Consider the following 24,836-nt stretch of genomic DNA (forward strand, 5'->3'; position numbering starts at 1 on the left):
TCTTATGAATCAAACCTATACAACGGATGTTTTAGTTGTTGGTGGGGGAGTCGGTGGAACAGCGGCCGCTATCCAAGCAGCACGTAGAGGTGCTAATACAATTATAGTCAGTGAATTTTCCTGGCTAGGAGGAATGTTAACCTCCGCTGGCGTAACCGCGCCTGATGGTAACGAATTAAAATCTTTCCAAACTGGTTTATGGGGGTCATTTCTCAAAAAATTACGTCAAAGACAACCAGAGGGTTTAGATAATAGCTGGGTGAGTTTTTTTAGCTATCAACCCCAGATAGGTGCAGAAATTTTTGCGGACTGGGTAAAAGAACTACCAAATCTGCAATGGATTTCCGGGAAAGCACCGATAGAAGTTTTACGGAAGGGAGGTCGGATCGCAGGTATCCGCTTTGAAGATTTCACGATCAACGCCAAGGTTATTATTGATGGTACAGAATTAGGAGATTTATTAGCTTTAGGGGATATTCCTTATCGTTGGGGTTGGGAGTTGCAGTCAAAGTGGGGAGAACCAAGCGCACCAACAGATTTTAATTCTCTGACAGAAAAATACCCTGTACAATCACCGACTCATGTAGTAGTTATGCAAGATTTTGGGGAAAGTATCGCCCCAGAAATTCCACCTGCACCTAATTATGATCCATCTTTATTTACAGGTGCTTGGGATAATTATGGGGCAGAAAAATTTTTAAACTATGGACGTTTACCCGCAAATTGGTTTATGATTAACTGGCCAATATGTGGCAATGACTACGGCCAAAACGTCGGGCGTTTGATAGAGTCAAACATAGCAAGACGTGAGTTTCACCAAGAATGTTTCTGGCATAGCCAAAACTTTGCCCACTTTATTCAAACTCACCTTGGTAAACGTTACGGTTTAGCAGAAGGAGTTTTTCCTAGTCTCTCTCCAGCTTTTGCACTCCATCCCTATTATCGGGAAAGTCGTCGCTTAGAGGGGCTTATTACCGTCTCTGAGCAAGATATTTTGCCCAGTTCAGATGGTCGAGTTGCAGCCAATTTTGATAATGCAGTTGCTATTGGTAACTACGCCAATGACCACCATTATCCGGATTTTAATTTTCCACTGCAACCAAAATCTATTCGTTGGGGGGGACGTTGGACAGGAACACCCTTTACTATTCCCTACGGTTGTTTAATTCCAAAGTCTACGGATGGGTTGCTGGTTTGTGAGAAGAATATTTCTGTCTCTCACATTGCCAATGGAGCAACCAGACTACAACCTGTGGTTATGGGTATTGGTCAAGCCGCAGGAATGGCCGCTGCTCTCTGTTGTGAGCTAAATTGTCAGCCCAGGGATTTACCAATAAGGAGGCTGCAAATAGCTTTATTAACTGATGAGCGATCGCCAGCATCTATTGTTCCATTTTTCAATTTACCAGTCAATCATCCCGATTGGTTAGACAGACAAATCTATTATTTAGATCACCCAGAAAAATACCCTCTTGATGGTAATTGTTCTGGCGTACCGCCCATTAATTGTGATTACTTAAATTTAGATTCTTTCACTGGTGTTTTTAATCGCCTGAACCAGCAAGATTACAGATTTATTATCACAAACCCAACTGATTTATTACAGACAACTTGGAAAATTGTGACTTTGGAATCATTTGTGGATGAGCAACTCCAACATTTGCACCAAAATCAAAATATCACTGTTTGGGGTCGTCTAAATTCATCTGGTAATTGGCTACTTGTCGAATATATCGAACAAGTATAAAATTGGTTTTTTTACAGTTAAATTCAATACTTTTTTTCAAATTGTCCGGATAATCATGTTAAAGCTAAGTATCAGTGAAGTAGAGAGTTCTAAAATAGACATCTACTATGCGTGCTGCCATTTCACTTTTAGTATCGAGTCTGGTATTCGGCTCCTTAGCTCTTAATTGCGAAGCAGGTACTAGCCTTTCCCGTCTGCTGAATACCAATTCTGGTTCACAATCACTGCTAGCTGACAATTCTAAGCCTAGTCCCAACGAACCAGAACAACCAGCGCCTCATCGTGGTAGTGGACGTAGAGAATCAATGGAATCGTTTAGCAATATTCATTCCTTTGTATAAACACCGTCGCGTCAGACTGCTTGTAGGAGAATTTCTTACTAACACAGCCATCAAATTTAGGAATAACTGGGTGTTTATCGTCCTTGACCAAGATTACACAACAGAGATAGAGACAGTTAAAGCACTACATCTCTTGTCAAAATCCCAAACTTACATTTTTGGCAAAATTTAAACAGTTAAAGCACTACACAACTGCAAAAGTCAGCCATCGTTTCAGATTTTATCTTCTTTGGCAGGAATATAAACAGTTCAATCAACACACATCTGTATAACTCAGCAACTGTTGAGTATTTCCTCAGAAAATCGGGTAACTGCGTTAAACCGGACATATATTAGCTAGTTGCTAACTCTAATAGGTGCTAACTTAACTTTTTTCAACCGCTTCTGTTGTGAATTAAGTATCTATATAGGTTGAGTAACGAAGAGGAAAAAGCAGGATGAGAATAGGAATTTCATTGGTGTAATTAACCTGTCAAAGCTGCTGTGAGCTAGTAAGTTGGATTATTTAGTACCGTTTGAGATTCATGGAACAGCTTGTTATTGTAGGGACAGGTTTAGATATAGTCTAGTCACAAGGTGGAAAACCTTTTTTCCTAAGTTGTCTGATCTGTTGAAGTCCCAACGTCCTTGTCAATTACTATATCTATATTCAGTAACAAATCCTATTTGTTATCCTGTTTCTACAGTTCATTTGTGATCATTCTATTTGATTTCCTAGAATCACTACTTCTTTGTTTAGTTAAAGTGGCTTATGAGCAATTAAATATTTGCTCAGAAAGTGGATTTGTGTCTCGATATTTCGGAAGCCTACTTTCTCCAATCTATCTATTAAATCATCCTTGGTGTAATCCTGATAGTATGGTTCATGGAAAGTTTTCGCAAAGCCTTCTATCATCTCAGTTAATTCGGCTGAGTCACTTACTTGAATTGAATCACAAATAATAAAAACTCCTCCTGGTTTAGTTACTCGAAAGCATTGCTCGATCACTGTTTGACGTGCTGCGGCTGGTAATTCATGAAAGAGAAATACAGAAGTCACAGCATGGAAATAATTATCTAAATAAGGTAATTCTTCTGCGTTTGCCTGTAAAAGTTGTGGCAAGTCGTCAGGATTTTGAGATAGTAATTGATTGGCTTTTCGCAAATATGCTGGTGATAAATCTACACCAAATAATGAGACTTTTGGTAGGGCGGATCTGATTAATTTTAGGGTTCTTCCTGTACCGCAAGCTACGTCTAAAATGCGGATTTGTTTTTGTGGTTGTTGCTGAAATTTTTGTAGTTCTCCTTTGAGAGGTGATAGAATCCTCCTTCTCATGGGATCGGCTGTACCACCAAAGAGAATTTCTACTTGTAAATCGTATAAATTGGCTGATAAATCACTTAAATAACCATTGGTTTGGTGATGGAAGTTTTGTAAATAATAACTAGGGTATCCCTGTTGATCTATTTCTGGGGAAAATGCTTGATATTTTTTCTGGGTGATTCTTGCCCAAGTTTGGGGTAAATCCAGACAAAGTTGTGGATAGTAAGCAAAGAAGTCTTGCCATTCATTTTCAAATAGTACACTTTCTGGATATATGCCTTTTTGGGTATCTTGCCAATCTGTTTCTAGTAGCTGATTTAATCTGTTTTGTAGTTTGGCGATCGCCTCTGGAGATACTCGTTTTGTTGGTTGTTGTTGAGGGTACAGTAAATTTTGTAACTGGGTACTGAGGATTTTGTGACCCAGGCTAAAGTAGTTTTTGCTTTGTTGGCAGGTTTGATAACTCAGTTTTGTCAAGTTCTCTAACATAAATAATAAGTTAATTTTTGTTTACTTTAATTATTTTATGTAACAAAAGCTCAAAAATAAACTCTCTTGTCTATAAAAAATAAATTTTGATCATCAGTTGGTGAATTCCAATGATTGCCAGCTATGCAGCATAAATACTCATTTTGTAAACAGCAAAATAATTAAAACGATCATAGGACTTACGCATTGATTTTTGCCCATGGCGATCGCTTAAAATATTAAGTTTTATCAAGAAAATAGATTTTCGTAGTCTGTGATACAGAAAATTAGATACTATTAACTTGTAAGAGAAAAGTTAATTTTTTATTACTAAAAACAAGAGAGGAAGAAAATTATGTCTATTCAAGAAAAATCCCGCGCATTGATGGTACGTCAACATCAACAAGTTAAAAATCGGCAACAATCAATGTTGATGCGTGCTACACAAGAATTAGGTCTTCCTCAAGAACTATGCCATTATTGGAATCCAATTCAAGGGAAAATAGATCCCACTACACAAGCGCTGTACAGTAGTAGTCATGCTTCCATGAGCTAGATTGATTAGGTTGAGTGCGAGTCTCAAAAGTGAATAAACGCAAAAAAGCCACCATTGTAGGTGGCTAATTTATTGGTTTTTCCTTAATTGCTATTAGCAGTCGTAATAGAGGAAAAATTCATAGGGATGAGGACGTAACTGCATTTGCTTCACTTCATTAGCAAGCTTGTAGTCAATCCAATTTTGGATGAAATCTTCAGAGAACACACCACCTTCAGTTAAGAAAGCATGGTCATTTTCCAATGCTTCCAACGCTAAATCCAAAGAACCAGGAGTAGAAGGAATCTTAGCTAATTCTTCTGGAGACAGTTCATAGATATTCTTATCTAGAGGTTCACCAGGATGGATTTTGTTCTTAATCCCATCAATACCAGCACAAAGCATAGCCGCAAACGCTAAATATGGGTTAGCTGTTGCATCTGGACAGCGGAATTCTAAGCGTTTAGCTTTGGGGTTATCACCAGCAAGAGGAATCCGCACAGAAGCAGAACGGTTTCCTTGGGAATAAGCCAAGTTTACAGGTGCTTCATAACCAGGAACAAGACGTTTGTAAGAGTTGGTAGTGGGGTTGGTAATAGCCAACAAAGCAGGAGCGTGTTTAAGAATACCACCGATGTAGTATAAACCCATATCGCTCATACCAGCATATTTGTCACCAGCAAACAGAGGTTTGCCATTATTCCAAATAGACTGGTGACAGTGCATACCAGAACCATTATCACCAAAAATAGGTTTAGGCATGAAAGTAACGGTTTTGCCGTATTTTCTCGCCACGTTTTTGATGACATATTTGTAAGTCATTAACCAGTCAGCAGCTTCGATTAATTTACCAAAGCGGAAACCGAGTTCACACTGACCACCGGTAGCAACTTCATGGTGTTGTTTTTCAATGGGTACGCCACATTTGGCCATTGTCAACAACATTTCAGTTCTGATGTCTTGGAAGGTATCAGTGGGGGGAACTGGGAAGTAACCTTCTTTGAAGCGTGTTTTGTAACCCAGGTTGGGTCCATCTACTTCACCATTTTTACCCTTTCTACCTGTATTCCAACGACCTTCTACGGAATCTACATGATAGTAGCCTTCGTTAGCGGTTTGGTCGTAACGAACATCGTCAAAGATAAAAAATTCTGCTTCTGGACCAAAGAAAGCAGTATCACCAAGACCTGTAGAAGCAAGGTAATCTATTGCTTTTTGGGCAATTACACGAGGACAACGGCTATACCATTCACCTGTACGTGGTTCTTTAATGCTACAAATAATACTTAGAGTTGGCTCTGCCATGAAGGGGTCAATCCAAGCAGTGTTAGGATCTAACACCATCATCATGTCAGATTCTTCGATACCCTTCCAACCCCGGATACTAGAACCATCAAAAGGTACACCGTCGGTAAAAGAACTTTCATCAATCTGGTTATGGAAAACCGTGAGATGCTGCCAAGTTCCTGGTGTATCAATAAACTTCAGATCGATCATCTGAATGTTTTGGTCTTGAATCATTTTCAAGACTTCTTGTGGGGTTGTCATTTTTACTCCTTCTGTAGCCAATTTTCTAAAATTAAACCAGATTATGCCAAAGCATTTTAACCCTGTTGAGTTAACCCAAGTTTTGACACACCACCTCAAATATCGTAAAGAGTAGAGATTAGATAATTTTGTGTTTTTTGTTACAGATTGACTGGATTACAGGTTATATTAACCTTTCTGACTTGATCTGCATACAACAAGAAACTTCATCTTATCAGTGTCAACTTTGGCATAGAATCCTTTATTAGTGGATGGATAGTTTTTGTGCTGCATCTATCTTTTTTATGTGTGTAGCACAAAAGTTTACCGGTGCATGAGTGCAACCAAATTAATATCAAACCATAGATAGTTAACGATTGGGAGAAACAGGAATGCGCGATGCAGTTACAACTTTAATTAAGAATTATGACGTAGCCGGCAAATATTTTGACCGGAATGCGATGGATAGCCTCAAGTCCTACTTTGAAACTGGTACGGCTAGAGTCCAAGCTGCGTCTGCGATTAATGCTAATGCGGCAGCTATTGTTAAACAGGCTGGTTCTGCGTTGTTTGAGGAACTACCAGAATTAATTCGTCCTGGTGGTAATGCTTATACAACTCGCCGTTACGCGGCTTGTTTGCGTGATATGGATTATTATCTGCGCTATGCTACTTATGCACTGGTTGCAGCTAATACCAATGTGTTGGATGAGCGTGTTTTACAAGGTTTGCGTGAAACCTATAATTCTTTGGGTGTGCCTATTGCTCCCACTGTGCGCGGTGTACAGATTATGAAGGATATCGTGAAGGAACAAGTTGCAGCTGCTGGTGTTGCTAATACTGCTTTTGTGGATGAACCTTTTGATCACATTACCCGTGAGTTGAGTGAGCAGGATGTGTAATCTAGGAAAGTAGAGTAGGGGTTTAGCATTGCTAAACCCTTATATTTAATTAATGGAATTTGCGATCGCACTTTGGCTTTTTTGACAAGGTGCGGTTACTTTTTTTAACAAAAATTACTAAGAAGAATTGAATTATTGTTTCTTGAGATGGATAGAAACCTTGATAACAAAGGTGGGAGGAGAAATAGTTCCCATAAACAGAAAGAAAATGAGCAGAAATAGGTAGTCAATGGTTAGAATTAGTGAGAAAAATAATTAATGATTCTATCTAAAAGAATTGACAAACTGAAAAAAAATTAAATCAATTCTCAGCTTAAATTCATTCAACTCTAGAAATTACGCTTTAAATTGTTGTTAAAGACAAATTTGCGGACATTAAATCATGAAGTTTCCACATTTAGCGATTTTTACCCTCGTTACCCTTCTTACTGTCAGTTGTGCAAAAGAAGTAACATCAACTCCTGCAAATAATCAAACTACCACAGAGAATCAAACCGAGTCGCTAACAACCGTCGCTGCTGCTGTAGGAAAGTCTACAAATTTTCAGACTTTAGAACACAAAACTCAAGGTAAATTAACTGTTACCAATGAAAATGGGACTAACTATTTACAATTTGATCAAAGTTTTAAAACTGATAATGGTCCCGATTTATTTGTAGTTCTCTATCGTGGTGATGTACCACCAGAATCTGGAATCAAAGAGAAAGATTATATTAGTGTTGCTGCTTTACAAAAAATTAAGGGTTCTCAACGTTATGCTTTACCTCAAAATGTAAAGTTAGCTAATTTTAAATCTGTGGCTATTTGGTGTCGCAAGTTTAATGCTACTTTTGGTTATGCTAGTTTGCCTGCTAAATAAATTAGCCCCCACTAACCCCCTGCAAAAATAGGGGGAATAAAATATAAGTTTTAATTGACATTAAAGTGAAAATAATAAATGGTTTTTGGCAGAAATTTGATATTTTTTCCCTGCGATTACGCCTAATTTTAGGTATTGCTTTGGTTTCTACTGTTGGACTCAGTGGACTCGCTGGTTGGACAACTTGGAAGATGCAAAAAATTTTAATTAATAGTCATAAAGCTGATATTTCTAAAATTGCTGATCGTCTCCCCCGTGATGTACAACTTTATCATGAAATGATGTCTGTAGAGATAAGTTTACAGAAAGCAATTAAAAATTTATCAAATCAAGATACGTTTTTATGGGTGAAAAGTTCAGATCAAAAAATTATCGCTAAATCTAATAACTGGAATACGCTATCACCGACAATTGCTATTGAGTTAATGTCTTTAACTGAGATGTCTACTCAACCAGAATTAGGTCAGGTAAATCAACATTATTTTGTGTTATGTGGTGGCAATTTATCCGTTGATGGTCAGGTTTTGGGTAAGTTATTTGTGGTTAAAGATATCACTAATGAACAACTTATGTTTATGGCAATGGTAAGGAGTTTGTCTATTGCTAGTATTTTTGTTATTATTATTATTTCTGGAATTATTGCTATTTATATTCAGCATTCTTTACAACCTTTACGTCATTTAAGTCAAATGACTACTGTTATTTCTCTTTCTGATTTAGGACAAGCAGAATTAAATATCAAAAATGCTCCCACTGAAGTTAAAGAATTAACTCATACTTTTAATAAAATGTTATCTCGTCTTGCCCAATCTTGGGAACAAGAACGGCAATTTGTTAGCAATGTTTCCCATGAACTACGCACTCCATTAACGATTGTCAATGGTTATTTACAAAGTGTTTTAAGAAGACAAAATAATTTAAATTCTACCCAATTAGAGGCTTTAACTACCGCATCTCTAGAAACAGAACGTACTATTAGACTTTTACAAGATTTACTAGATTTAGCTAGGGCTGATAATGGTTATTTACATTTCCAAAAACAAATTTGTGATCTCAATGAATTGATTTCAGAAGTCGTGAAGATGGCAGAAAAATATAGCCAAAGAGTTATTAAATTTGAAACTATTAATCAGGTCATTGCTGCGAAAATAGACTATAATCGCCTTAAACAAGTTGTTATAAATCTGATTGATAATGCTGTTAAATATTCCCCCTCCGACACAGAAATAATTGTGAAATTAAACTTAGAAGATACAGAAGTAATTATTCAAGTTTGTGATCAAGGTTATGGTATTCCGCTACAACATCAATCCCGGATTTTTGAAAGATTTTACCGTGTAGATGAAGCCCGTACTACTACAGGAGGTTGTGGTTTGGGGTTGTCAATTGTTAAGACTTTGATTGAAAGTATGGGGGGTAAAGTAAGTGTGCGATCGCATTTAGGAGCAGGCAGCATTTTTACAATTTCCTTACCAGCATCAGCACTACCTGATCACATTTAAATTCAACTACAAAATTCAGAAAACTGAGAAATTAAGAACTAAATTGGTAAATATTCATTTATTACTATTAAGTAGTAGTTTAGCTTATCTAATTTCTTAACTTTTTAGTAATTTTAGATGTCTATAATTTGCTATACTCCGTATTAATCTTAACTCTGCAAAAACCCTCAAGATTTCTATGACGCACATCTTACTGGTTGAAGATGAAGTCAAAATAGCTCGATTAATAGAATTAGAATTGAGTTATGAAGGCTATCAAGTCAGCGTGGCCTATGATGGACTAACAGCACTGACAGCAGCAAGGGAATTAAATCTAGACTTAATTGTTTTAGATTGGATGCTACCTGGTATGTCAGGGTTAGAAATTTGCCGACGCTTACGGAGTACCGGAAATCAAGTCCCAATCATTTTATTAACAGCTAAAGATGAAGTCAGCGATCGCGTAGCTGGTTTAGATGCCGGTGCTGATGACTACGTGGTAAAACCCTTTAGTATCGAAGAATTACTAGCTAGAGTCCGCGCCAACCTCCGCAGAATCAAAGAAACAACCGGAGAAAATATCCTAAAATTTGCTGACTTGAGCTTAAATAGGCTTACTAGAGAAGTATATCGAAGTCAGCGATTAATAGAATTAACAGCCAAAGAATTTGATTTACTAGATTATTTACTCAGTCACCCTCGACAAGTAATCACACGCGATCGCATCCTAGAAGAAGTTTGGGGTTATGATTTCATGGGTGACTCCAACATCATAGAAGTATACATCCGCTACTTACGTCTCAAACTAGAAGCCAACAACGAAAAACGAATATTGCAAACCGTGCGCGGTGTTGGTTACGTATTGCGAGATTAAATGGGGATGGGATGAAATTAATAAACTCTCAGCAAAAACTCATTAAATCCAAAATTTAATATATTAAGATTCACCATTAACATCTACCAAGTAAAAACCAGACAAAAAATGACATATTTAGAAACCGCTGCTCAATTTTACAGTGAAGTTGCCCAAACACCAGAAGTAGGACTTTGTTGTGTACAAAGTACACCCCTGCAACTACCAGGATTAAGCATACCTTTAGCTATGCAGGAAATGAATTATGGTTGTGGAACTACAGTTCATACCAATGAATTAGCAAATGAACCTACAGTTTTATATGTTGGTGTTGGTGGTGGTTTAGAAGCCTTGCAATTTGCTTACTTTTCCCGTCGTCCAGGTGCAATTATCGCCATTGAACCAGTAGCAGAAATGCGCGAAGCTGCTCAAAGAAATTTAGAAATTGCTGCTCAAGAAAATCCTTGGTTTGATCCTAGTTTTGTAGAAATTCGTTCAGGAGATGCCTTTAATTTACCAGTAGATGATGCTGCCATTGATATAGTCGCCCAAAATTGTCTTTTTAATATTTTTGAACCCAAAGATTTAACCATTGCTTTACAAGCAGCATATCGGGTATTAAAACCTGGTGGAAGATTGCAAATGAGCGACCCCATTGCTACCCGTCCCATACCCCTACATTTACAACAAGATCAACGACTGAGAGCCATGTGTTTATCAGGTGCGCTCACATATCAAGAATATACACAACTAATTATTAATGCTGGCTTTGGTCAAATTGAAATTCGCGCCCGTCGTCCCTACAGATTATTAGATAAACAAACTTATAATCTAGCAGAAAACTTACTATTAGAAAGTCTTGATTCTGTAGCTTTTAAGGTACAAATACCTGAAGATGGAGCTTGTATATTTACAGGTAAAACTGCTATTTATGCAGGTGCTAAACCATTTTTTGATGACAATGCCGGACATATTTTACAACGTGGTATTCCTGCCGCCGTTTGTGATAAAACCGCAGCTAAATTAGCAACTATAAAACCTACGGAAATTATGGTGACAGATTCTACATGGTATTATGACGGCGGTGGTTGCTGTTAAATTAGTTAATGACTTACGCAAAATTATCAAAAACCTAACTACGACGGAATAAAAGGTATAGATGATTATTGTGTAAGTCCGATAATTAACGATAAAAATACTAACTAATCAAGTTAATGGAGGTAGAAATAATGATAGAAACAAGAATTACACCTTTTTCAGAAAAAATAGTTTCACCTTTAAATAAAAAAGAAATCAACATTCTACAAATAAATTTAGGTAAACGTTGTAATCTTGCTTGTAATCATTGTCATGTAGAAGCAAGTCCCAAAAGAACAGAAGAACTTTCACAGGAAATATGTCAAGATTTAATTGAAATTATTTATAAATTTCCGCAAATTAAAATTGTAGACTTAACCGGTGGCGCACCAGAAATGAATTATGGTTTTAAGTCATTGGTGAAAGCTGCAAAAAAGACAGGTAAACAAGTAATTGTTAGGTCAAATTTAACTATTTATTTTGTCGCAGGTTTTGAATATTTACCAGAATTTTTTGCAGAAAATCAAATCCGAATTGTGGCATCTCTCCCCTGTTATTTAGCAGATAATGTAGATAAAATGCGTGGCAATGGTGTTTTTGATGATTCTATTCAAGCCTTACAATGGTTAAACAAATTAGGTTATGGCAAAGATCCAAATTTAATTTTAGACCTGGTTTATAATCCCCAATTACCAGAAAATGAAAAATTCTCTCTCACTCCAGAACAACATAATCTAGAAATTGCTTATAAACAGTTTTTAAAAAATAATTTTAATATTGTTTTTAACAACCTTTTCACCATTACTAATTTACCTGTAGGTAGAACTAAATTTCACTTAGAACGTAAACAACTTTATTCTAGCTATTTACAGTTTTTAGAATCACAATTTAATCAAAGTACAGTAGATAATTTAATGTGTCTTGAGCAAATCTCCGTAGATTATTTAGGGAATATCTATGATTGTGATTTTAACCAGATGATGAATTTACCTGCAACTGATAAAGATGGTAATCATTTAACAGTTAGTAAATTATTAAAATCTGGTAGTTTGGATTTAATTAACGAAATCAAAACCGCTGATTATTGTTATGGTTGCACTGCTGGATGTGGTTCTAGTTGTGGAGGAGCTTTAGTGTAATTTATGATTGTATCTGCAATTATTGGCTGATTTCTGGTTTATTACCCTATAATATAGCCAATTAATCCTCCTCACACCATATTAATTGACTATGGGTAATTTGTAAGTTTTCCATAGTTGTGATGATTTTCAAAAAATCCGTTACCAAAATTGATACGAGCCTTCTATTTTGATATCCCTAGTCTATGATTTTATTAGTTAAGCTCCTCACACCATACTAAAAGCCGTAAAACTTTACGTTTTGCGGTTTTTCTTTTTGACGATTACTTTAGTTAATTTTTATATAGAAACTTGAGTAAATATTGATATACTTAATTGTGATTTTAGGTTATAAACTATACATAAAAATATTAGTTTTATCAGTCTTTTTGCTGATAAATTACTATCTTTGAGACTCAAGACTAATTGAGTTACTAAGTCATGAACTAGAAACTATAAACCAAAATGGTGGCAGTTATTTCTGTCTTAGATTTTTGAAGTTAGTGATACAAATTGGAATTCTATATCAGTAATACTTATAGTTATAAAATTGTATCTATAGGCATCAGATGTGATTTTATGTTAATAGACCTTACTATTCGTGTTGAAAAACTTGGTACACTTTTATCTGATAATATTAATTAAACTACAAAAATTTCACCTGTATATACAAGCAACCCCAGGTAAATTAGGGAATTTTCAGTGATAATACTTACATTGCGTACAATTTATTTACATTTAAAATACTCATAAATTTTCTGATATTCCTACTAATACGACCTTTATTAAAGGAGTATAATTAACGAAATTATACAAACAACTATGTAAATTAAAAGAATTGATAGGTAAATCAAAGCCTGGCATCAAAATGATAAATCAATAGTCTTCAAACCCTGGCTGATATTCCTATATAATAATTGGTAAAGCCTTTGGCTTTGACTATTGGGATTTATGAAGATGCCAGTAATTTTTAAACCTAAATTCCATTATCAATTCTTAAGATTTTATCCTCTTAGTGGATGAACCCGGCTTAATGATTTTTCAACCTGATCGTGACAAGCACAAGGTCAAATAATAAATTTCTAGTCCAAGTAAGCAATCAGAAATTCTAAATCCTACTATATCAAATACAATTATGTCACCTCAACAACCAAATCTCGAAACCAACACAGATTTGATGATTAGTGTTAATAGTCAAGATCCATATCAGGTGCAAAATAACACTTCACCAGTAGTCAGTTTAGCAACAAGAAAAGGGACTTTTTCTCAGTTTCTAGCTCCTTTGACTCAGGAAAGTTTTAAACACGTAGCGCAAGAAGTTGAGAACAAATTACAGATTGTAAATGAAACCTTGTCCATGTTGGACTATCAAGGTTTTGAAACAATTCTTCAGGAAATGCTACATTCAATTACCTTGAAAACAGGGGAATTGTTAGGAGCAGATCGGACAACAATATTTTTACTAGATGAAGAAAATCAAGAACTGTGGTCTATTTTAGCAGCAGCAGAAAGTGGGAAACTCTTAGAAATTAGAATTCCTGCTGATAAAGGTATTGCTGGGGAAGTAGCAACATTTAAAAAAGTTGTGAATATTCCCTATGATTTTTATAGCGATCCCCGCTCGATATTTGCCCAACAGCAAGATCAAAAAAATGGCTATCGCACATACACAATGTTGGCTTTACCGCTATTAAATGATCACGGAGATTTAGTAGCAGTAGTTCAATTACTAAATAAATTAAAATACTTACACAATCCAAATGATCCTCTGGCAGAACGGATTGACAATAGGGGTTTTACCAGTGCTGATGAGAAATTATTTCAAGATTTTGCCCCATCAATTCGCTTAATTTTAGAATCATCTCGTTCCTTTTATATTGCCACTCAAAAGCAAAGAGCAGCAGCAGCTTTAATGAAAGCAATTAAGTCTCTAAGTCAAAGTAGTCTTGATTTAGAAGATACTCTGAAAAAGGTAATGGATGAAGCTAAAGAATTGATGAATGCAGATCGCAGTACCCTGTGGTTGATAGATCGAGAACGCAATGACTTATGGACAAAAATTATTCAAGATAATGGTACAAAAAAAGAATTAAGAGTACCCATAGGTCAAGGTTTTGTGGGTATAGTAGCATTATCTGAAAAATCACTAAATATTCCCTTTGATTTATATAAACATCCAGATTCAAAAACCGCTCAAAAACTGGATGAAGAAAATGGCTATCGCACCTGTAGTTTATTGTGTATGCCAGTTTTTAATAGTGATCAACAATTAATTGGTGTGACGCAATTAGTCAATAAAAAGAAAGTAGGCGAATTTCCACCCTATAACCCTGAACACTGGCCGGAAGCTCCTCAATGTTTCCAAGCTAGTTTTGATCACAATGATGAAGAATTCATGGAAGCATTTAACATTCAAGCTGGGGTAGCATTACAAAATGCCCAGTTGTTTGCCAAAGTTAAACAACAAGAACAAATGCAGCGTGATATTTTACGCAGTCTTTCCAATGGTGTAATTTCTGCCAATAAATCTGGATATGTGATCACTGCAAATGAAAGTGCTAAACGTTTACTGGGTTACTCTACCGAAGCAAATATCGAAGGAATGTTAGTTAATGATCTGGTGAATATTAAAGAGGGAGATTTTAGTAAGTGGTTTGCAGATGCTTTACATCCAAATGATCCCAAAGCCAGGCAACAATACTATCCAGATCGCACACTGCTAACTACTAGCCAAGAACAACACAGCGTTAATTTATCACTGAATACCATTGCTAATACCGAGGATGAAACTAAATCCTGTGGTGCATTGGTGGTCATGGATGATATTAGTGATGAAAAACGGCTAAAAAGTACCATGTACCGCTACATGACTCAGGAATTAGCGGAAGAATTACTCAAATTAGATGATGCTAAATTAGGGGGCGATCGCAAAGAAGTTACGATCTTATTCTCTGATATTCGTGGTTACACCACTCTGACAGAAAATATGCCAGCTGAAGAAGTGGTAAGTATGCTGAATGAATACTTTGAATCCATGGTGGAAGCTGTCTTTAAACATAAAGGTACGCTCGATAAATATATCGGTGATGCCATTATGGCCGTCTTTGGTTCTCCCTTACCCTTAGAAAAACACGCCCGGATGGCGGTAGAAACTTCTTTAGAAATGCGCTATCGTCTACAGGAATTAAATGAACATCGAGAAGCAATTAATCAATCAAGAATTAAAATTGGGATCGGCATTAATTCCGATACTGTGATTAGCGGTAATATCGGTTCTAGTAAACGGATGGAATTTACTGCTATTGGTGATGGTGTGAATCTTGGTTCTCGCTTAGAAAGTGTCAGTAAACAGTATGGTTGCGATATTATTATCAGTGACAATACTTATAAATTCTGCCATCAAGATGTTTGGGCTAGGGAACTAGATTTTATTCGTGTCAAAGGGAGAAATGAACCTGTATCTATCTATGAATTGATTGGTATGCAGACTGATCCTATTGACAGTAAAAAACATGAACTAATTGAGCATTATCACAAAGGACGTGAATATTATCTACAACGTCAATTTATACAAGCTCAAACTGAATTCGTGAAAGCCTTAACTGCGGATAATAATGATAAAGCCTCAATGTTATATCTAGGCCGCTGTCAACATTGGATACAGTCACCTCCAACAGATGAAACTTGGGATTGTGGTGTGTGGACTTTCAACGAGAAATAGAGTTTGAAGAAGTCAGCAGATCCAGGAGTCAGCAGTTACAGCACTTTCCGGTGTAATGAGGTACATTATTGGCGGGCAAGATGCCCACCCCACAAGAGTTTCTTTATTATGATTTGTACCTCATAAGAATGAAATATGCTGTAAGTAGAAAGAATAAAAAGAAGAAATTTTTCTTACCCTACTTTCCCCATCACCTGACTCCTGTGATCACAATTTGTATGATTTCGTAATCTAACTTTGTCATGAAGATAAATAAATTCACAAAACATGATAAAAATTTTCTTAAATGGTTGCATTTGGTCTATTTTGTAACAGTTAATTTAAATCTATTGTCAAAGTAATTTATTTGGTTAGAAACTAAGAATACAGTAAAGTCATTATTCTTATGAACACTATTTCTAACCTGCAATTAAAACGGTCAACTTGGCAAACCGCTGTGATGTTGACTTTGGGCTTTTGGCTTAGTTCCACCTTGTTACTAGATTGGGTAATTATGCCTAGTCTTTATTTAAGTGGGATGATGAAAGAAGAGGGTTTTGCGTCCGCTGGCTACACAATTTTTTGGAATTTTAACCGCTTAGAATTACTACTTGCAGCCATAGCTTTAACTGCTGTTCTGGCTATGAGTAAAGCTAAATCTAATTGGCGTTTAGATAGTATCTTTCTCTCTTGCTTGTTGCTCACAGTAGCCTTACTAGATACTTATTTGTTAGCACCCCAAATGTGTGCTTTGGGTAGTAATTTGAGTTTGTTGGCAACAACAAGTACAGTTACTAAAACCATGAGTTTACTGCACAGTAGTTATTTTATTCTGGAAGCTCTCAAACTATTGGCTGCTGGTGTGCTGTTAAATCGTTGTTGGCAACAAGCGTAAACTTTAACCTTAATCGCCTTTAAATACAGCAAATTTCTTTCATGAAGGGTGCAAACTTAAATAATGAAACTCTTGTGATCCGGGCATCTTGCCCGATAGATGTGTACCTCATAACATCGGTAAGTCTTGTATCCCTCTTCTGTCACTTTCCGAAATAAACAAGTAGTAAATAGAGTAAATTATGCAGAGGAATAAAAGGTTTTGAAGCCATTCATAGCGATGCTAATGCTATGATAGTTCAAGGCAGAATTGATATTTTGGTAATCCAAGATAGTTTTTGGATTTTGGTAATCGAATCAAAACCTGCAAAGCTGGATGTTACCGCAGGAATTCCCCAAGCACTTACTTATTTGTTAAGCGCTCCTAATTTGCAGTCAAGTTGCTATGGAATGGTGACAAACGGCAGAGAAGTATTGTTTTTGAAATGCGACCATCGCCAAGATGTACCTCAATATACGCGATCTGGTACTTATCGGTTACTGGAAAATAAAGCGGAACGTATCCAAGTTTTGCAGGGATTTAAACAAATTGGGGCTTATATTGGCGATTTGAGGAGTTAGGCGATTCCTAGGTCGCGCTAGTTCCCTCCGGGACGCTTTGCGTTGGCGTTAGCCTTGCGTTAGCAATACGCTATCGTACTTAGTAAATCTAACCTACGAGCGACAAGCAAAAGAAGAACAGCACTAGGCTATGATTCATCTGGTAAATATCCAATTCTTGATCTTAGAGTGTTAAATAAGCGATCGCAATAAGGGGAAGATTGACGAACTATATCGGCATTAAGACGTTTTAAAATTTCTAAAGCATGGTGAGGTGGACGACGAGTTTTTTTATCATATTTACCATGTTTAGAATGACGAGTTGCTGACTCTAACCATACTAATAAAGTTTTAGGAGAAACCTGTTCTATATTTTGGTAATTTCTCATTCCTCTTGTGATTTTTTCTTCTTTAAATCCTTCACCATAGAAGTTTCTTAAAGCATCAATATCAGCAACAAACCAAGATTCCATTGATTGAACCATAAAATGACATTGATCATCATCATAATCCAGGTTATCACCTCTAATCCAAGATTGATCCTCTTTTCTATTTCTCAGATGTTCCCAAGAACTTTGATGAGGAGATATTGGAGATTCGGAGTCAATTAATAAAATATTGAAAGATTCAGGATTAGATTCTAAAGATAATTTAAAATTTTCATAAGCATCTATACGAGAACCACACATGACTATCCTAAACTCTATTTTTTGTTCTTTAGCAATATTAACTAATTCTTGAAAAAATTGACTAAATCCTTCACGAAGACTACTTGTAGTTTCCTTACCGGCAATAATTTTACTTCTAAAACCTGGACGTTGCATTGGTAAAAGTTCATCATCATCATTTGCATTTCCAGCACCCTCAATATAAATACGAATACTCACCATCTATTTCCACCAAGTTCCCCTATTCTCCAAAGATCACCAAGAGTATATTTTTCCAACCATTTTTTTAATCTTTCTGGGTTAAGTCTCCTCAAATGAGTTCCTGTATTATCTCTTTCACAAACTACTACAGATTCAGGATATTCACTCAATGCAGAAACCAAAGCATCAGAATGAGTTGTGACAATTAACTGAGTTCTCTGAGATGCTTCTATTAACATTTCGGCAATTGTTGGTAAAATATCTGGATGTAAACCTAATTCTGGTTCATCAATACAAATTAAAGGGGGTGGAGTAGGATCTAAAAGTAACGCCATTAAAAATAAATATTGCAATGTTCCATCAGATAAACGAGTTGCAGGAATTGGTTGAATTACACCTTCTTCCCGAATAAATATTTGTACTGTACCACCATATATTCTTACATCTAAGTCTTCTGCTGTTTCATAAAATTTTTTGAGATATTCAATAAGTTTTCTACTTAATCCTTTGTATTTTAAATCATCTAAAAATAAACCTAAATTACTTCCATCTTCCAATAAAGGATGTAGAGGTAAATCAGCTTTTTGAGCCTTTCTTAGTTCTGAATCTCGTCCCATTTGCCAGGAACGATATAAACTGATTTTATAAAATTCTGTACTTAAATAAGAAATTTCTGGATATCTATTTGGATCTTTTATTTGAGATAAAACTGATTGGTCTGAGTTAATTGAATGTAGATCCAAAAGTTGTTCACTTCGTCTTTCCTGCCCTGACAAAGGATCTTTATCTCTTACTGTAAAAGAACGAAATCCATTAAAATTGTTAAGATAATAAAATTGAAAACCTTCTTTTCTCGTTTCTGGTTCGATAAATTCATCTACTAAATCAAATCTTTGATCATATGTTGTAAAACCAAGCGTATAATCAAGTAAAAGTGAATGTGATTTTTGTGGATAATTAACAGTAATTTTAATTTCTGCTATTGGAGTATCTTTGTTACCTTTCCATAAAAATTCATTAGTTCCTCCACCTTGACGAAATGCGGCTGGTAAATCTGTCGGTGTTGCACGTAAAATACCAATAGCTTCTATTAAATTAGACTTCCCAGAAGTATTAGCACCAATTAACACATTTAGCGGTTGTAATTCAATTTCTTCCCCATCACTTCCATAGGAGAGAAAGTTTTGTAATTTGATTTTATGAATAAATCTTTTACCTTCCATTTACTTCTCCTAATTTTAAATAAAACTAAATTGTTGCTAATATTTTGGGTGACTTTACTCTAAGCAATAAATAATTATTTATTTATCTTTTGCGATCGCTCTCTTAGTTATTCTAAACTAATTTAATGATCAGATGATTTCAATTTAATCCCCAAAACCTGAGTGAGTCGAGTAGCAAAGTTGAGAACTGCTATAATGTCTTCGTATTCTAAATCATCATCATGACAGTACCTCGCCAAAAAGATAAAAAAAGAGAACTATGTCGTAGGCTCGATTTTGATCGCATCAACAATCAATCTCCTGAAGGCGATCGCTATTCCCATCAGTCTTGATTATTAGGCGATAGCGAAGCGCTCCGTAGGAATCGCTATTACTGTGAGTTAATAGACATCAAATTCTCAAAAGGATGACGATTTTTCCAGCGGTAAGTATTAAACTCCCGAAAATCAACAGATAGAATCCGCCCATGCCCCAAATATTCGGCCAGAATAATCAATGAAGCTTCCGCTAAATCCATTGGCAGAGAACTATATTGATTCATCAATTCACTGATTCTTTTCCCATCTTGAACCTTGAGATCAAAAACCTCAAAAGCACCAATTTCTAAACTATGAATAAACGTCTGTTGAGCATTTGTGCCTGTACGTTTCAAGAGAATATGACAAGTTTCCGTAATCACACACCATGTTGTAATCAGAGGCTCATCAATCGTATCTAGAACTTCTTGAGCGAGAATATGATAATCATCACGGCGATTGATTAGTGCTATCCAAAAGCCAGAATCAACGATGACCATATTTTTCGTTAAGACTTTCAGTGAGATATTGCTTGTAATTAACCGACAAATCAGAGTCCCCTTCAGCACAACCAATCAGCCCTGATTCTCTAAGGAGTTGCAAAGGCTTTACAGGGGATTCTTGATGTAATTTTTCATAATAAAGATCGATCGCCACTTTCATAATGTCAGACGCACCTTGATTTGTCCGCTGGCGAATATAATTAAACTTACTAGCGCGATCGCTATCGAGCCTTGCATTAACTCTCATATTTCTGCTTGTCATAACTCTGTATGACAATACCATAGCTCAAAAAATTCAAAGTTAAGTAGTTCTCAAATAGTTTCCTCATAGGGCGATAGCGAACGCATTGCGTCCCGGAGGGAACTAGCGCGACCGAGGAATCGCTATTCCTGTGAGTCGTAATTTTTAGGCGATACCTGCGGCGAGGGAAGCGATAGCGAAGCGCGACCTAGGAATCGCTCTTTCTCTTATATATATCGTATATTAAGTATTAGAACCTAAATCAAATTCCTAGACTTCTAAAATTCATGTAATTACGACAAGGATTTAACTGTGATTACAAATGCTAGTAGCCTTACCCTTAGCAATCTTCGTCAAACCTTTGGCTTGAGACTCGACACTAGTGATCGCTTTTTTGATGAATGGTTAAATAATGCGCCGACTCTCACCGAAGCGGAACTACAAGGACTAGATCGCCTCACTCGCAACTATACCTATCTCAGTCAAGAAGAACCGCCTCTCGAAGAAATTGTTAAGCTTGTCGTGGTATCGCCATTGCTAGATTTGGCTGGTTTCTATCAATCTCCTTTTTTGGTAAAAGCAGAAGTAAGTACCAGTATCGAAGTTGCTGATGAAGCTAATGCTATGGTGGTTCAAGGCAGAATTGATATTTTGGTAATCCAAGATAGTTTTTGGATTTTGGTAATCGAATCAAAACCTGCAAAGCTGGATGTTACCGCAGGAATTCCCCAAGCACTCACTTACTTGTTAAGCGCTCCTAATTTGCAGTCAAGTTGCTATGGAATGGTGACAAACGGCAGAGAAGTATTGTTTTTGAAATGCGACCATCGCCAAGATGTACCTCAATATACGCGATCTGGTACTTATCGGTTACTGGAAAATACAGCGGAACGTATCCAAGTTTTGCAGGGACTTAAACAAATTGGGGCTTATATTGGTGATTTGAGGAGTTAGGTGATCGCACTTTATCAATTTAACCTTGTATCTTAGAGGTATGTTAGAGGAAGTGGTAGACCGTCCCAATCTGGGTCAAAAAAGACTTGGTTGAAAAACAGTTTCATTAATTCTACCCTGTGCCATTTGCTGATAACTTTCTACAAGCTCACATCCTATAAATCTTCTACCATTTCTTAGCGCAACTACGCCAGTTGTGCCAGATCCTACAAATGGATCAAAAACAAAATCTCCTCTTTTTGTTGATGCTAATAAACATATTTCAACTAGGAGTTCAGGGTAAACAGCAAAATGAACATCTCTAAACTTTCCTAGAGGAATTTCCCAGACAGTTCTTTTGTTTCTGCCATTGGGATGGAATGCCTGATCCCATCTCCCATTATGTAAGTTGGAATTACCAGAATTTTTTCCGTTTTCTGGAGTTCCATTGCGTCTTCCCAAGTGACTTCTTCCTCCTTTCATCTTAGATTTATCTGTAAATGTAACATGAGGCTCTCTGATGGAATTAGCATCATAATAATATTCACTTGATTTAGAAAACAGAAATATATATTCATGCTCTGTAGTTGGTCTACTTTTTACAGAGGAAGGCATAGCATTAGGCTTTTTCCAAATTATATCACTCCGTAGAATCCAACCATTGTCTTTAAGAGCAAAGGCTACTCGCCAAGGAACTCCAAGAAGTTCTTTATTCCTGTATGTATCTCCCAAGTTAAGCCAGAGTAGTCCATTAGTTTTGAGCTTTGGTTTTACTGCTTCAAAACAAGCAACTATATTAGTAATATAATCTTCCAACTTTGACTCTCTGCCTATCTCTTCTTCGTTTACATTTTCGCCTGAATAATTCCTATGCCCAAAATATGGAGGACTTGTTATGATGCTCTGAACCAGATCATCAGGGATAAGACTTGCTGTGGTTCTCACATCTCCAAGTATGACCTTTTTATCTATTGTATCGTTGCTAATCATTATTCAAAATACCTTGAATATATCTATTCAAATCTATTTGTGATGGGTCATCAAATCCTATGAACTTATTCGGATTTATATTAAAGTGGTAAACTTTATCAATCTGATTATTGATATTTTCTAATTCAGAAATAGACCAATTAAGTGCCACAATAACAGCAACTATATAGTATTTACTCTCATCCTCTTTAAGTTCTCTAACCGCAGCTATTATGTCTCTTGTAAATATATGGGAATGTCCACCACCTTCAGTTTCTCTTGTCTTAATAGGTATTAGCAATGATTCTGGCAAGCTATTGTCTAAAGGCGTAAGCTTAACGGAAACATCAATAGTATGATTGCCTATTTTAATTTGGCTTTCGGCAATGTCGATTTTTTTATATTTTCCATAGTTGCTGTATATAGAAAAATAATTTTGAAAAGCTGTAATTATAGCAGTTCGCACGCTAGATTCAAGATGATGTCCCTTGATACTTCGTCTAGATCCTTCAAGACGATCAATAATCACTTCTCGTACCGTAAGCCAACTGAAACTTTTTACATATGATCTATATTCAAGTATTAATTCAACTAGAGTATCGGTTTCTGCAACTAATTTATCTATCTTTTCTATCTGTCTCATTCGAGAAATCAGTGGTGCTAATCTCTGTTGAGGAGCATCTCTAATCATCCAAGCAAAGAAAAAGAAACACGCCTTGTTATGTGGATATACTCTTCCTATACCGTCAAACAGTAGAGGACGCTTTTCTTCGACTTCCTGATAGCAACCATTTACAATAGCAGTAATATCATCTCTACCCGCCAGCATGAGAATTTCACTTAATTCTCGATGAGATCCTGTAACCTTTTTGGCTGTTTTCTCTACCCAATCATAAAAAGGCTTGGCTTGATCCGCAAGCCTAGAAAGCTCAACCAAACGAAAGTGAGTGACATCTACCTGATGAACTATAAGATCATTCACTTTTTAATCTTGTTTTTCTATCAATAATTCTAAGTAAGTAGAGCATAGCATATAAAGGCTAAATTGAGCGGCAAGTGATACCTCCGGTCAGCGCTTACGCTATCGCCCCAAATCAAAACTAAAATATCACAATATTGTCCAGTTTAATGCTTTTTTAGACAGCGATCACCTATAAATTTCTTGATTTTGCGATAGCTCCATTCCCTTGCAAACCCTTGTTAGGCACTTTTAATACAACGTATTTTTAACCATATTTTCCCACATTTCAGATCGCTGTAATTCCTTACCTTGAAAAACTACTTTACCAAATGTATCATCCACAATTCGCTTACCGTTTTTGTATACATGAACGTGTATTCCTTTTTCTTGCGGACGTTGTGCTGTCCACAATACTGCTGGGGTAGATGACCACAATTCAAATTTTAGTTCAGCATAATCATCTAGACATAAAGTTCGGTCAGGAACAGTATATTGATTGCTATTACTAAACTGATCGTGTAATGGTTTTAGTGGAGTAGAAACTATGGGTTCAGTGCTCCAAATGCTGTCATTTCCACAGTTTCCACAAAAATGTTTTTTGTGTGGGCTAATGGCAAAATCACCTAAATCGAGATGTGGATAACCACACTTTTTGCACGTAATACAAGACATATTTCGGCTTTCTTCAATTGACCGAACAAATTCAAATGCAGCAGGAGGTGTTACTTGAATTCTTGTAATCTCTGAGTTTTTAAATAAGCCAAGGTTTTCATTATAAGAACAAACAATTGCGTCAAAATCTCTATCGACGGTTTTATTCGCCTTGTTGCTAAATCGCTTATGGACATGAATTTTTGGAGCCCTTTTTTCGATGGATTCTGAGGATAAAGCTGGAGGAAGAGAGCACCAAATACCAATCTCTTCAAAGTCTTTAAACTCTATTTCTAATGGGTTAATCACATAACTCATCTTGGTATGATGATTGCTGCATCTAACTTCCCCTGATTCAGATGCGGCTGTGTAGTCAGCTTTTACTCCCCAGTGTATTTGATGTGTTTTGCAGTACCATCGCTTTGCTCCATTCCGAAACTTGCCAGCAGGAATTATCTGACAAGGGAGAATAGCATCATCTCCTGATGCTCCTTCAAACATACCAAAGGCTTCTTCTGAGCTAACCGCAATATTTCCGATTGTTCTGCCTGGAGCCCAACAAACAGCATCGGCTGCATTATAGTCATCGTGCGAGAAGTTAATGTCTTCTTCGTCACCTATTTTGCGAATATATTCCTTTTTCGCCAGTCCAGTGCCTTTGTTTGACCACTTACATTCCCAGACTTCGACTTTCTGAGTATCTTTATTAATTTTTCTGGAGTAAAACATATTATCGGGTAAAGTGATGTTCGAGCTGTAAGTTGCCTAACGGTACAATTGAGCGGTAAGAGATCGCCCCCAACTCAAAACCAAAATATCACAACATTGTTCAGCTTAATGCT

General features: G+C 36.4%; 23 protein-coding genes. 14 read left to right on the forward strand and 9 right to left on the reverse strand.

Translation table 11 applies throughout. The features are described from left to right. Positions 1–4 precede the first annotated feature (4 nt). From WJM97_RS03955 to WJM97_RS03965, 3 genes are all read left to right on the forward strand, one after another. Entirely contained in the window at positions 5–1,747 is a 1,743-nt protein-coding gene (locus tag WJM97_RS03955) for an FAD-dependent oxidoreductase (RefSeq protein WP_353931747.1), read from the forward strand. Positions 1,748–1,854: 107 nt separating this feature from the next. Next, entirely contained in the window at positions 1,855–2,088 is a 234-nt protein-coding gene (locus WJM97_RS03960; protein ID WP_353931748.1) for a hypothetical protein, read from the forward strand. Then, a complete protein-coding gene (locus WJM97_RS03965; RefSeq protein ID WP_353933256.1) occupies positions 2,030–2,260 on the forward strand; it encodes a hypothetical protein in 231 nt (76 codons plus the stop codon). Before WJM97_RS03960 ends, WJM97_RS03965 begins: the two co-directional genes overlap by 59 nt. 567 nt (positions 2,261–2,827) lie before the next feature. Here the strand turns inward: WJM97_RS03965 and WJM97_RS03970 are convergent. Beyond that, entirely contained in the window at positions 2,828–3,883 is a 1,056-nt protein-coding gene (locus WJM97_RS03970) for a class I SAM-dependent methyltransferase (RefSeq protein WP_353931749.1), read from the reverse strand. 334 nt (positions 3,884–4,217) lie between these two features. Here WJM97_RS03970 and WJM97_RS03975 point away from each other — a divergent pair, with 334 nt between their 5' ends. Further along, complete coding sequence (locus WJM97_RS03975; RefSeq protein ID WP_353931750.1) at positions 4,218–4,418, forward strand: hypothetical protein; 201 nt, start codon at positions 4,218–4,220, stop codon at positions 4,416–4,418. 93 nt (positions 4,419–4,511) lie between these two features. Here the strand turns inward: WJM97_RS03975 and glnA are convergent, their stop codons facing one another. Further along, complete coding sequence (gene glnA, locus WJM97_RS03980; protein ID WP_353931751.1) at positions 4,512–5,945, reverse strand: type I glutamate--ammonia ligase; 1,434 nt, start codon at positions 5,943–5,945, stop codon at positions 4,512–4,514. A 371-nt stretch (positions 5,946–6,316) separates the two neighbouring features. Between glnA and apcB the strand changes: the two genes are divergently transcribed. From apcB to WJM97_RS04025, 9 genes are all read left to right on the forward strand, one after another. Beyond that, a complete protein-coding gene (apcB, locus tag WJM97_RS03985) occupies positions 6,317–6,826 on the forward strand; it encodes an allophycocyanin subunit beta (RefSeq protein ID WP_353931752.1) in 510 nt (169 codons plus the stop codon). Between the two features lie 382 nt (positions 6,827–7,208). After that, positions 7,209–7,685 carry a DM13 domain-containing protein gene (locus tag WJM97_RS03990; protein ID WP_353931753.1) on the forward strand — a complete coding sequence of 159 codons (477 nt, stop codon included), beginning with the start codon at positions 7,209–7,211 and terminating at the stop codon, positions 7,683–7,685. 65 nt (positions 7,686–7,750) lie between these two features. After that, complete coding sequence (locus tag WJM97_RS03995; protein WP_353931754.1) at positions 7,751–9,187, forward strand: ATP-binding protein; 1,437 nt, start codon at positions 7,751–7,753, stop codon at positions 9,185–9,187. Between the two features lie 178 nt (positions 9,188–9,365). Continuing rightward, complete coding sequence (locus WJM97_RS04000; RefSeq protein ID WP_353931755.1) at positions 9,366–10,040, forward strand: response regulator transcription factor; 675 nt, start codon at positions 9,366–9,368, stop codon at positions 10,038–10,040. Positions 10,041–10,148: 108 nt separating this feature from the next. Next, the gene (arsM, locus tag WJM97_RS04005) at positions 10,149–11,117 is read left to right on the forward strand and encodes an arsenosugar biosynthesis arsenite methyltransferase ArsM (protein ID WP_353931756.1); all 969 of its coding nucleotides are present in this window, start codon (positions 10,149–10,151) and stop codon (positions 11,115–11,117) included. 131 nt (positions 11,118–11,248) lie between these two features. Continuing rightward, positions 11,249–12,235, forward strand: coding sequence for an arsenosugar biosynthesis radical SAM (seleno)protein ArsS (arsS, locus tag WJM97_RS04010; RefSeq protein ID WP_353931757.1), 987 nt, complete (start codon positions 11,249–11,251; stop codon positions 12,233–12,235). 1,114 nt (positions 12,236–13,349) lie between these two features. Beyond that, the gene (locus tag WJM97_RS04015; RefSeq protein ID WP_353931758.1) at positions 13,350–15,935 is read left to right on the forward strand and encodes an adenylate/guanylate cyclase domain-containing protein; all 2,586 of its coding nucleotides are present in this window, start codon (positions 13,350–13,352) and stop codon (positions 15,933–15,935) included. A gap of 385 nt (positions 15,936–16,320) precedes the next feature. Then, a complete protein-coding gene (locus WJM97_RS04020) occupies positions 16,321–16,809 on the forward strand; it encodes a hypothetical protein (RefSeq protein ID WP_353931759.1) in 489 nt (162 codons plus the stop codon). Positions 16,810–17,039: 230 nt separating this feature from the next. After that, complete coding sequence (locus WJM97_RS04025) at positions 17,040–17,369, forward strand: hypothetical protein (protein WP_353931760.1); 330 nt, start codon at positions 17,040–17,042, stop codon at positions 17,367–17,369. Positions 17,370–17,497: 128 nt separating this feature from the next. Here WJM97_RS04025 and WJM97_RS04030 read toward each other — a convergent pair whose 3' ends face one another. The 4 genes from WJM97_RS04030 to WJM97_RS04045 form a co-directional block, all read right to left on the reverse strand. Continuing rightward, on the reverse strand, positions 17,498–18,238 hold the full coding sequence (locus WJM97_RS04030; protein ID WP_353931761.1) for a DUF4276 family protein: 741 nt from the start codon (positions 18,236–18,238) through the stop codon (positions 17,498–17,500). Then, positions 18,232–19,440 carry an AAA family ATPase gene (locus tag WJM97_RS04035; protein ID WP_353931762.1) on the reverse strand — a complete coding sequence of 403 codons (1,209 nt, stop codon included), beginning with the start codon at positions 19,438–19,440 and terminating at the stop codon, positions 18,232–18,234. The genes WJM97_RS04030 and WJM97_RS04035 overlap by 7 nt, the downstream gene beginning before the upstream one ends. A 370-nt stretch (positions 19,441–19,810) precedes the next feature. Continuing rightward, entirely contained in the window at positions 19,811–20,236 is a 426-nt protein-coding gene (locus WJM97_RS04040) for a PIN domain-containing protein (RefSeq protein ID WP_353931763.1), read from the reverse strand. Further along, positions 20,223–20,516, reverse strand: a complete 294-nt coding sequence (locus WJM97_RS04045) for a CopG family transcriptional regulator (RefSeq protein WP_353931764.1) — start codon at positions 20,514–20,516, stop codon at positions 20,223–20,225. Before WJM97_RS04045 ends, WJM97_RS04040 begins: the two co-directional genes overlap by 14 nt. Positions 20,517–20,792: 276 nt before the next feature. On the opposite strand from WJM97_RS04045, the gene WJM97_RS04050 reads away from it, so the two are divergent. Continuing rightward, on the forward strand, positions 20,793–21,434 hold the full coding sequence (locus WJM97_RS04050; RefSeq protein ID WP_353931765.1) for a type I restriction endonuclease subunit R: 642 nt from the start codon (positions 20,793–20,795) through the stop codon (positions 21,432–21,434). A gap of 75 nt (positions 21,435–21,509) precedes the next feature. On the opposite strand, the gene WJM97_RS04055 is transcribed toward WJM97_RS04050, so the two are convergent. The 3 genes from WJM97_RS04055 to WJM97_RS04065 form a co-directional block, all read right to left on the reverse strand. Then, on the reverse strand, positions 21,510–22,403 hold the full coding sequence (locus WJM97_RS04055) for a site-specific DNA-methyltransferase (protein ID WP_353931766.1): 894 nt from the start codon (positions 22,401–22,403) through the stop codon (positions 21,510–21,512). Further along, positions 22,396–23,364 carry a hypothetical protein gene (locus WJM97_RS04060; RefSeq protein ID WP_353931767.1) on the reverse strand — a complete coding sequence of 323 codons (969 nt, stop codon included), beginning with the start codon at positions 23,362–23,364 and terminating at the stop codon, positions 22,396–22,398. The genes WJM97_RS04055 and WJM97_RS04060 overlap by 8 nt, the downstream gene beginning before the upstream one ends. Before the next feature lie 228 nt (positions 23,365–23,592). Next, positions 23,593–24,723: a hypothetical protein gene (locus tag WJM97_RS04065; RefSeq protein ID WP_353931768.1), complete on the reverse strand. Its 1,131-nt coding sequence runs from the start codon at positions 24,721–24,723 to the stop codon at positions 23,593–23,595. Positions 24,724–24,836: the final 113 nt, after the last annotated feature.

Origin of the sequence: Okeanomitos corallinicola TIOX110 (genome assembly GCF_038050375.1) — a bacterium.
In the GTDB taxonomy this organism is placed as follows: domain Bacteria; phylum Cyanobacteriota; class Cyanobacteriia; order Cyanobacteriales; family Nostocaceae; genus Okeanomitos; species Okeanomitos corallinicola.